This window comes from Yersinia sp. LJYL362 (assembly GCF_048323875.1).
Window position 1 is genome coordinate 1 of the sequence record NZ_JBLWEX010000054.1, and the last position, 9,151, is coordinate 9,151.

The window sequence follows — 9,151 nt, forward strand, 5'->3', positions numbered from 1 at the left end:
CTCAACAGGCACCTGAAGTCGGCATTGTGACATTAAAAGCAGCACCACTGAATATCACAACCGAATTGCCTGGCCGCACGTCCGCATTTCGTGTTGCAGAAGTTCGTCCGCAAGTTAGCGGTATTATTCTTAAACGTAACTACGTTGAAGGCAGTGATGTCACCGCCGGAACATCCCTTTATCAAATTGACCCAGCCACTTATCAGGCTGCTTATGACAGCGCCAAAGGTGACTTAGCTAAAGCACAAGCTGCAGCTGAAATCGCTCGTCTGACAGTTAATCGCTATAAACCATTGCTGGGTACCAACTACATCAGTAAACAAGAGTACGACCAGGCGGTATCTAATTCTATGCAAGCTAATGCAGCAGTCGTTGCGGCAAAAGCAGCAGTAGAAAGTGCCCGCATTAACCTGGCTTATACTCAGGTGACCTCGCCAATCAGTGGCCGTACCGGTAAATCTTCAGTGACTGAAGGTGCATTGGTGACCAGTGGTCAGGCAACTGCTTTGACAACAGTCCAACAACTTGATCCGATGTATGTTGATGTGACTCAGTCAAGTGATGAGTTCCTGCGTCTGAAAAAAGAGCTGGCTGATGGCACGCTGAAACAGGAAAACGGTAAAGCTAAAGTTCGCTTGTTACTGGAAAACGGCTCTGAATATGCCGAAACCGGTACCTTGGAATTCTCTGGTGTGACCGTAGATGAAACCACTGGCTCTATCACTATCCGCGCTATCTTCCCTAACCCGAATGAAGCGTTATTACCAGGGATGTTTGTCCGCGCCCGTCTGGATGAAGGTGTCCGCCCTGATGCACTGTTAGTGCCTCAACAAGGTGTGACGCGCAACCCACGCGGTGAAGCAACGGCCATGGTTGTTGGTGCTGATGACAAAGTTGAGTTACGCACACTGGTCGCTAATCAGGCTATCGGTAATAAATGGTTGGTAACTGAAGGCTTGAAAGCAGGCGATCGCCTGATCGTTTCCGGCTTGCAGAAAATCAGACCGGGCGTGCAGGTGAAAGTGCAGGAAGTTACTGAGACAGAACAAAAAGCAGCCCCGGCTGACACAGCGAAGAAGTCTTAAAAGGAGCCGGTAATTCATGGCTAAGTTCTTTATTGATCGCCCTATTTTCGCCTGGGTTATCGCCATCATAATTATGTTGGCCGGTAGCCTGGCGATAATGAAGTTACCCGTAGCGCAATATCCGACCATTGCGCCACCGGCAATTTCAATCTCCGCCAACTACCCTGGCGCCGATGCGACAACTGTGCAGAATACAGTTACGCAGGTTATCGAACAGAACATGAACGGTATCGATAACTTGCTGTATATGTCTTCCAGCAGTGACTCCTCCGGTAACGTGCAGTTGACGTTGACCTTTAACTCAGGCACTGACCCCGATATCGCTCAGGTTCAGGTGCAGAACAAACTGCAATTAGCCATGCCTTTACTGCCGCAAGAAGTGCAGCAGCAAGGTGTGAGCGTTGAAAAGTCCAGTAGTAGCTTCCTGATGGTTGCCGGCTTTATTTCTGAAGACGGTACCATGAAACAGGAAGATATCGCCGACTATGTAGGTTCTAACGTTAAAGACCCAATTAGCCGTACCGCAGGTGTGGGTGATGTTCAGTTGTTTGGTTCCCAATACGCGATGCGTATTTGGATGGACCCGCACAAACTAAATAACTACGGCTTGACGCCGGTTGATGTTATTAACGCCATTAAAGTGCAGAACAACCAGGTTGCCGCCGGCCAATTAGGTGGTACACCGCCAGTTCCAGGGCAAGAACTGAACTCCTCTATTATTGCTCAGACCCGTCTGACCAATGCGGAAGAATTCAGCCAAATCATGCTGAAGGTGAACACTGATGGTTCACAGGTTCGCTTGAAAGATGTGGCTATCGTTCAACTGGGTGCTGAAAACTACAACATTATTGCCCGTTTTAATGGTAAGCCAGCTGCAGGTATCGGTATTAAGTTGGCAACAGGGGCTAACGCCCTGAACACCTCTGCGGCAGTAAAAGCTGAATTGGCAAAATTACAGCCGTTCTTCCCGGCAGGGCTGAAAGTGGTTTACCCGTATGACACCACGCCGTTCGTTAAAATCTCCATCAACGAAGTGGTTAAAACACTGGTAGAAGCCATTATTCTGGTGTTCTTGGTCATGTATCTGTTCTTGCAAAACTTCCGGGCGACGTTAATTCCAACGATTGCCGTTCCGGTAGTATTGCTGGGAACTTTCGCCATTCTCTCGGCCTTTGGCTATTCGATAAACACCCTAACGATGTTCGGGATGGTGTTGGCGATAGGGCTATTGGTGGATGACGCCATCGTCGTGGTAGAGAACGTCGAACGTGTGATGCAAGAGGAAGGGCTACCACCGAAAGAAGCCACCAAGAAATCCATGGAGCAAATCCAGGGCGCATTGGTGGGGATCGCGATGGTGCTGTCAGCGGTATTTATCCCGATGGCCTTCTTCGGTGGCGCAACCGGGGCGATTTATCGTCAGTTCTCTATCACTATCGTTTCGGCCATGGTGCTCTCTGTTCTGGTAGCATTAATACTGACGCCAGCACTGTGTGCCACCATGTTAAAACCGATCGCCAAAGGCGAACATGGTCCGAAAACCGGCTTCTTCGGTTGGTTTAACCGCATGTTCGAGAAAAGCACCCATCACTATACCGACAGTGTTGGCAACATTCTGCGCAGTACCGGGCGTTATTTGGTTATCTATCTGGCCATCGTGATTGGTATGGGCGTGCTGTTCCTGCGCTTACCGACATCATTCTTGCCGGAAGAAGACCAAGGCGTGTTCCTGACTATGGTGCAAATGCCAGCAGGTGCGACCCAAGAACGTACGCAGAAAGTGCTGGATCAAGTCACTGATTATTATCTCGACAAAGAAAAAGATGTTGTTAACTCAGTATTTACCGTTAACGGCTTCGGTTTCAGTGGTCAGGGTCAAAATACCGGTTTGGCATTCGTGAGTTTGAAAAACTGGGATGAACGCCCTGGCGAGCAAAACAAAGTTCCAGCGATTGTTGGCCGTGCTTCTGCTGCCTTCTCGCAAATTAAAGACGGTTTAGTGTTTGCCTTTAACTTGCCAGCAATTGTGGAACTGGGTACAGCTACCGGCTTTGACTTCCAGTTAATTGACCAAGGTAACGTAGGACATCAAAAGTTAACCGAAGCACGTAACCAACTGCTCGGCATGGCGGCACAACACCCGGATATGCTGGTAGGTATGCGTCCTAACGGTCTGGAAGATACGCCGCAGTTCAAAGTCGAAGTGGATCAGGAAAAAGCACAAGCTCTGGGTGTGGCTATTTCTGATATCAATACCACCCTGGGTTCAGCAATGGGCGGCAGCTATGTAAATGACTTTATCGACCGTGGTCGTGTGAAGAAAGTTTACGTGCAGGCTGATGCGCCATTCCGCATGTTACCAAGTGATATTGATAAGTGGTATGTCCGTAACAGCACTGGCCAGATGGTGTCATTTGCCACCTTCTCCAGCGCCAAATGGGAATATGGTTCACCGCGACTCGAACGTTATAACGGCTTGCCATCCATGGAAATTCTGGGTCAGGCCGCACCGGGTAAAAGTACCGGTGAGGCGATGGATCTGATGCAAGAATTGGCGTCTAAGTTACCAAGCGGCATCGGCTATGACTGGACCGGTATGTCCTATCAGGAACGTCTGTCCGGTAACCAGGCTCCGGCGCTGTACGCCATTTCACTGATTGTGGTGTTCTTGTGTCTGGCAGCGTTGTATGAAAGCTGGTCGATTCCATTCTCCGTTATGTTAGTGGTACCGCTGGGTGTGGTCGGTGCGTTATTGGCAGCCTCTCTGCGTGGCCTGAATAACGACGTTTACTTCCAGGTAGGCTTGTTGACCACTATCGGGCTATCGGCCAAGAACGCCATCTTGATTGTTGAGTTCGCTAAGGACTTGATGGATAAAGAAGGCAAAGGCTTGGTGGAATCAACATTGGAAGCGGTACGTATGCGTCTGCGCCCAATCTTGATGACCTCACTGGCCTTTATCCTTGGGGTTCTACCATTGGTAATCAGTAGCGGTGCAGGTTCTGGTGCACAAAATGCGGTTGGTACAGGTGTTATGGGCGGTATGATAACCGCTACCGTACTGGCTATCTTCTTTGTTCCGGTATTCTTCGTGGTGGTTCGCCGCCGCTTCAGCCGGAAAAATGAAGATGTAGAACATGCACATGCTGTTGACCATAAGGTGAAGTAAACCTGACTGGTAACCCATGATGTCATATTTAAAAGGCCGCAAATGCGGCCTTTTTCTTTATCTACCATCAATCTCGGCAACATTGCCTCAGCAGAAAACAGGGCGCTATCGCCACACTGAAGCAGCCAATTTCGTGCAAATGATTATATTGTGATCAATATACCAAATAACGATTTGAGCATTTGCAGCCGTACAATAAATTACTAATATACAAATATTCATAAAAATGAAGATAAAGAAATGGAAACGAGATTAAAAATTTTATATGACGCGCAGGTTATTGATACTGCGGTCTACTTCGGGATGCTGAATGTTCTCACTCGTTTGGAACAACACTGGCAACTCTCTATTCGCCATTCCCAGGGAGAAATGCTGATCACTCATATGGCAAATGCGCTGATGCGAGCGAGTCAGGGGCAAGTTATTCCGGCTATCGATGATGAAATATTAAAAGAGATCGAAACCACAGCCGTTTTTGCCAATATCAGGGAAATTAATAACGACCTACTCTCACTGTTTACCTTTCAAGTGCCCGATTACGAAGTAGGATATTTATTAGCAAATCTATATGGCCTGCATCTTGCGCAGCAGACGGCGTGCTAAATATTTTAGCGCTCGTTAAATATTCAAAAAAATGAAAATAAAATGGCGTTATATAGGGATCTAATATGCTACTGAAAGCATTACAAAAACAAAATCCAGCGCTGATAGAAGTCGCTCTTTTACTCTGGAAACAAGGGGTGATTAGACCTGACAGCTATGTTATTGACGTTGATCAGGTCAAACAGAATGCGAGTTTGCTACTGGAAACAGCAACACGTTATGGCATTACTCTTTATCTAATGAGTAAGCAGTTTGGCCGCAATCCACTACTGTGCAAACTCCTGCTGGAATGTGGCTACCAAGGTATCGTCGCGGTAGATTTCAAAGAAGCACGTCAACTCTATCAATATAACTTGCCGGTCGCCCACGTAGGCCATTTAGTTCAAATCCCCAGCGCAATGGTGGATGAAGTTGTATCCCGCCAACCCGAGGTCATTACTGTTTACAGTATTGACAAAGCACGTGAAATTGCTGCAGCCGCAGTGCGTCAAAATAAAAAACAAGCCCTGTTATTAAAGGTTTGTCATCACGGCGACCTGGTTTATCCCGGTCAGGAAGCGGGGTTTTCTCTGGATGAATTACCCACTGTTATCCGTGAAATCAAAACAATACCCGGTATTCGTTTGGTGGGCGTCACGCATTTCCCTTGCATGCTTTTTGATAATGAAAAAGGCAAGACGCTGCCCAGCCCAAATCTCAATACATTGATTGAAGCAAAAAGTATTCTTGAGCAGCAGGGCATAAAGGTTGAGCAGGTTAATGGCCCCTCCGCCACCGGGGTTGAAAGCTTACCGCAATTGGCTAAATGGGGAGTAACGCACGCCGAACCGGGTCACTCTTTAACCGGAACCATGCCTTCTAACCAACAAGGTAATCAGCCCGAGCATGTCGCCATGCTGTATCTGACTGAAGTTTCCCATTGCCATCAAGGCAAAAGTCATTGCTATGGTGGCGGATACTATCGGCGCGGCCATTTAAACAATGCGCTGGTGTATGACCAACAGTGGCATACCGCCAAAGTAGTGAGCCCAGCCAATGACAGCATTGATTATACACTGGCTCTTACCGAGCCATTCACCATCGGCAGCCCGGTGGTGATGTGCTTTCGTACACAAATTTTCGTTACCCGCAGTGATGTGGTCTTGGTCGCAGGTATCCAATCCGGTCACCCCACCTTACTCGGAATTTTTGATAGTCAGGGTAATACCATTCCAACGTCCAAAGGACAGGAGGGGTTATGAGTAAGTTTATTGTACTGGTCATCGACAGCTTTGGTGTGGGTGCCATGCCTGATGTCTCTGCCGTGCGTCCACAGGATCTGGGAGCGAATACTTGTGCTCATATTTTACAAACTTACCCGGAATTGCGTTTAGCCAATTTAGAGAAGTTGGGGTTACTCAACGCCTTGCATATCGGCTCTCCAGATTTTCAGGACAGCGTGATGCAAGACAACCCTCTGGCCAGTTTTGGTGTCGCACTATTGCAACATGAAGGTGGTGATACCTTTATGGGCCATCAAGAAATCATGGGTACCCTGCCCCGCGCGCCCTTAAGCATGCCGTTCTCCACCGTAAAGTCACGTGTCGCTGATGCATTACGCCAGCAGGGTTATCAGGTTGAAGAGCACAGTGCGCCTGATGATAGCAGTGATTTACAATTTCTATGGGTCAATAACTGCGTCGCAATTGGCGATAATCTTGAGGCAGATTTAGGTCAAGTATTTAATATTTGTGCTAATTTAAGTGCCATTGATTTTGAGCAGGTCGAAAAGATAGGTCGGATAGTTCGCGGTTGTGTGGAAGTAAACCGCGTTATCGCCTATGGAGGGCAACTGATGAATAGCCAGGCAATCATCAGTGCAGCTGAAGTTAAGCAACAACATTATATTGGCATTAACAGTCCAAAATCCGGTGTTTACGATACCGGTTTTCAGGTTATTCATCTCGGTTATGGTGTCGATGCTGATGTTCAGGTGCCTCATCAGCTTGAGAAAGTGAATATTCCCACAGTATTGGTGGGTAAAGTCGCGGATATTGTTGCCAATCCGGCGGGGAGAAGTTACCAGCAATTGGTTGATTCCCAAGTTATTTTGGATATCACATTAGCAGAAGTACAACGCGCGGGTAGTGCCTTTATCTGTACCAATATTCAGGAAACTGACTTGGCAGGCCACGGGCAAGATGTCGGGCGCTATGCAGAACGCCTGCAATTAGTCGATAACATGTTAGGGAAAATTACCGCAGCCATGGCACCCGGTGATTGTCTGGTCGTGATGGCCGATCATGGCAACGACCCAACAATCGGCCATAGCAAGCACACTCGCGAGCAAGTTCCATTACTGGTCTATCATCCGGGAATTAAATATTCACAGCAGAAAGCTATTCACCTGGGGGTCCGGGAAACTATGTCAGATGTTGGCGCGACAGCCTGTGAGTTTTTCGCGGCAATTGCGCCACAAAACGGTCACTCTTTCTGGCGACAACTTACTGAAGCCAACAAATAATGGAATATATTCAGATTATTTAAAATATATTCAGGGTACTTAAGGAGAAGTTATAATGTTAAAAATTGCTATTGGTGGGCAGTTGAATAAAAACGAAATACAAGATTGTTTAATTAAATATGGCGCGGGGAAAATCACTTCTGACATATTTACCGACATGGATGCCGCGATGAAAGTCAAAAATGGTAGCTTCGACTATTACGTAGGGGCTTGCCAAAGTGGTGCCGGTGGTGCTTTAGCTATGGCTTATGCCCTGATTGGACGCGATAAGTGCGCCACAATAGCCAATGCTTTGACCCAACCCTCAGAAGCCAATATCAGCCAATTGATAGATCAGGGGAAAAAAGCATTCGGTTTTACCAATGACCGTGTTGAAAATTCTGTTAAAGCCTTATGTGCCGTTTTATTGGCTGAAAAGTAATACTGAAAATCTATTACTGTCATTCATTTTATTCTAAAAAGACTGACACAACTGACAACAATAATAAACAAATTAGCCTGGGGCTCATTGGCCCCGATGGGGTCGTGATATGGAATCGTTTAATTTAGTCAAGATTATTCTTTTCTCGCTAATGGGGGGGTACGCCACCTTTCTCGCCAATAAATCTATCGCGGTGTATCACGATGGATTGCGGCCTATTATGCCGGAGTTCATGAACGGCAATATGAGCCGGAAAGAGCTGGCGGGTATCTCTTTTGCTATCAGCATCGGGTTTATTACTGGTTTCGCCATGCCGATTACATTGGCAACCGGCATTATCGTTATTCATATCGTTTTGCTCACAGCGGATATTATTGGGGTATCACTGAATAATACTAAGTTAGCCGTATTAATTGGCACAGTTTATGGCGCTTTAATCACTATTGCGCTGGATGGATTGATTAAAGGCTTCAGTTATCTGCCGGTCAACTTCCTTGATGCCCTCGCCTCGGTGGGTGATCCGATAATTTATGCATTTGTGGCCTTCCCTGCCATTGCCGTCGGTTATCAATTCGGTAAGAAAGCCGGGTTAATCACCATCATTATTGCCTTCCTGGCCCGTGTGGTGATTGAGCGAATTAACCCAGTCACCATTGCTGGTAATGAAGTAGCGCTCAGCCCGGAAGGTATTGCAATGCTGTTTGGTATGATTTGCTTGCTGTTCTTTGCTTCCCGCGATAAACGCCACGGCGAAGAAATAGAACATAGTCTGTTTGATGACAATATTAAGCGCATTCGGAAAAATGCGATTTATCTGTTGCCAATGGCCGCATTGATTACTATCACTGCCCACTACCACTGGATTGCGGGTGAACCGATTGCAGCAGCATTACTCGGAAAAGGGCAAATTACCTCTGCGGCCATAGTGGCAATTGTCCAAGCACTCGCTTTCATGCCACTGATTATTACAACTGCAATGATAAGCGGTGTGTATGGCACTAATGGCTGGTGTGACTGGTTCCTCGGCTTAGGCTATCTGGCACCTAACCCAGTGGTGGCTGGCATACTGGGCGCGGGGGCAATGGGAGTCGAGATCACCAGTTTGAGTCGAATTGGTAAAGCGATGAACCGCTTCCCGTCGTTGAAAATGTCCGGTGATAATATTCGTACCGCCATGACGCAAATTCTTGAAATTGCACTTTTAGTCGGTGGGGTTAATGCGGCAAATCAGATCTGGCCCGGTACCGGCATTTTCGTGGTGGTCAGCTTGTATATCCTCAACGAAATTTGTGGCCGTCCGGTTATGAAACTGGCGGCAGGCCCGATTGCGGCCATTGTCGTCGGTATATTGGCGAATATCTTTGCTGTAC

The 9,151-nt window shown here is 47.3% G+C and carries 7 protein-coding genes; all 7 read left to right on the plus strand.

Annotated features, from left to right (window positions below):
• The coding region (gene acrA, locus ACNSO8_RS02230) for an efflux RND transporter adaptor subunit AcrA (RefSeq protein ID WP_418393687.1) at positions 1-1,085 on the plus strand (1,085 nt) is incomplete at its 5' end.
• A gap of 16 nt (positions 1,086-1,101) precedes the next feature.
• Positions 1,102-4,254, plus strand: coding sequence for an efflux RND transporter permease AcrB (gene acrB / locus ACNSO8_RS02235; protein ID WP_019081282.1), 3,153 nt, complete (start codon positions 1,102-1,104; stop codon positions 4,252-4,254).
• 240 nt (positions 4,255-4,494) lie between these two features.
• Positions 4,495-4,857 carry a PRD domain-containing protein gene (locus tag ACNSO8_RS02240; RefSeq protein ID WP_019082553.1) on the plus strand — a complete coding sequence of 121 codons (363 nt, stop codon included), beginning with the start codon at positions 4,495-4,497 and terminating at the stop codon, positions 4,855-4,857.
• A 65-nt stretch (positions 4,858-4,922) separates the two neighbouring features.
• Positions 4,923-6,098 carry a YhfX family PLP-dependent enzyme gene (locus ACNSO8_RS02245; RefSeq protein WP_342229747.1) on the plus strand — a complete coding sequence of 392 codons (1,176 nt, stop codon included), beginning with the start codon at positions 4,923-4,925 and terminating at the stop codon, positions 6,096-6,098.
• Positions 6,095-7,360 carry a phosphopentomutase gene (locus tag ACNSO8_RS02250; protein WP_339099072.1) on the plus strand — a complete coding sequence of 422 codons (1,266 nt, stop codon included), beginning with the start codon at positions 6,095-6,097 and terminating at the stop codon, positions 7,358-7,360. The genes ACNSO8_RS02245 and ACNSO8_RS02250 overlap by 4 nt, the downstream gene beginning before the upstream one ends.
• Before the next feature lie 55 nt (positions 7,361-7,415).
• Entirely contained in the window at positions 7,416-7,781 is a 366-nt protein-coding gene (locus ACNSO8_RS02255; RefSeq protein ID WP_019081285.1) for a DUF2620 domain-containing protein, read from the plus strand.
• A gap of 109 nt (positions 7,782-7,890) precedes the next feature.
• Positions 7,891-9,151 (plus strand): YhfT family protein (locus ACNSO8_RS02260; protein WP_418393688.1); only part of this gene is annotated, 1,261 nt, incomplete at its 3' end.

Bases quoted from the DNA above. Each gene is read 5' to 3' on its own strand.
- acrB (WP_019081282.1), top strand. From the start codon at position 1,102: ATGGCTAAGTTCTTTATTGATCGCCCTATTTTCGCCTGGGTTATCGCC.
- ACNSO8_RS02240 (WP_019082553.1), top strand. From the start codon at position 4,495: ATGGAAACGAGATTAAAAATTTTATATGACGCGCAGGTTATTGATACT.
- ACNSO8_RS02245 (WP_342229747.1), top strand. From the start codon at position 4,923: ATGCTACTGAAAGCATTACAAAAACAAAATCCAGCGCTGATAGAAGTC.
- ACNSO8_RS02250 (WP_339099072.1), top strand. From the start codon at position 6,095: ATGAGTAAGTTTATTGTACTGGTCATCGACAGCTTTGGTGTGGGTGCC.
- ACNSO8_RS02255 (WP_019081285.1), top strand. From the start codon at position 7,416: ATGTTAAAAATTGCTATTGGTGGGCAGTTGAATAAAAACGAAATACAA.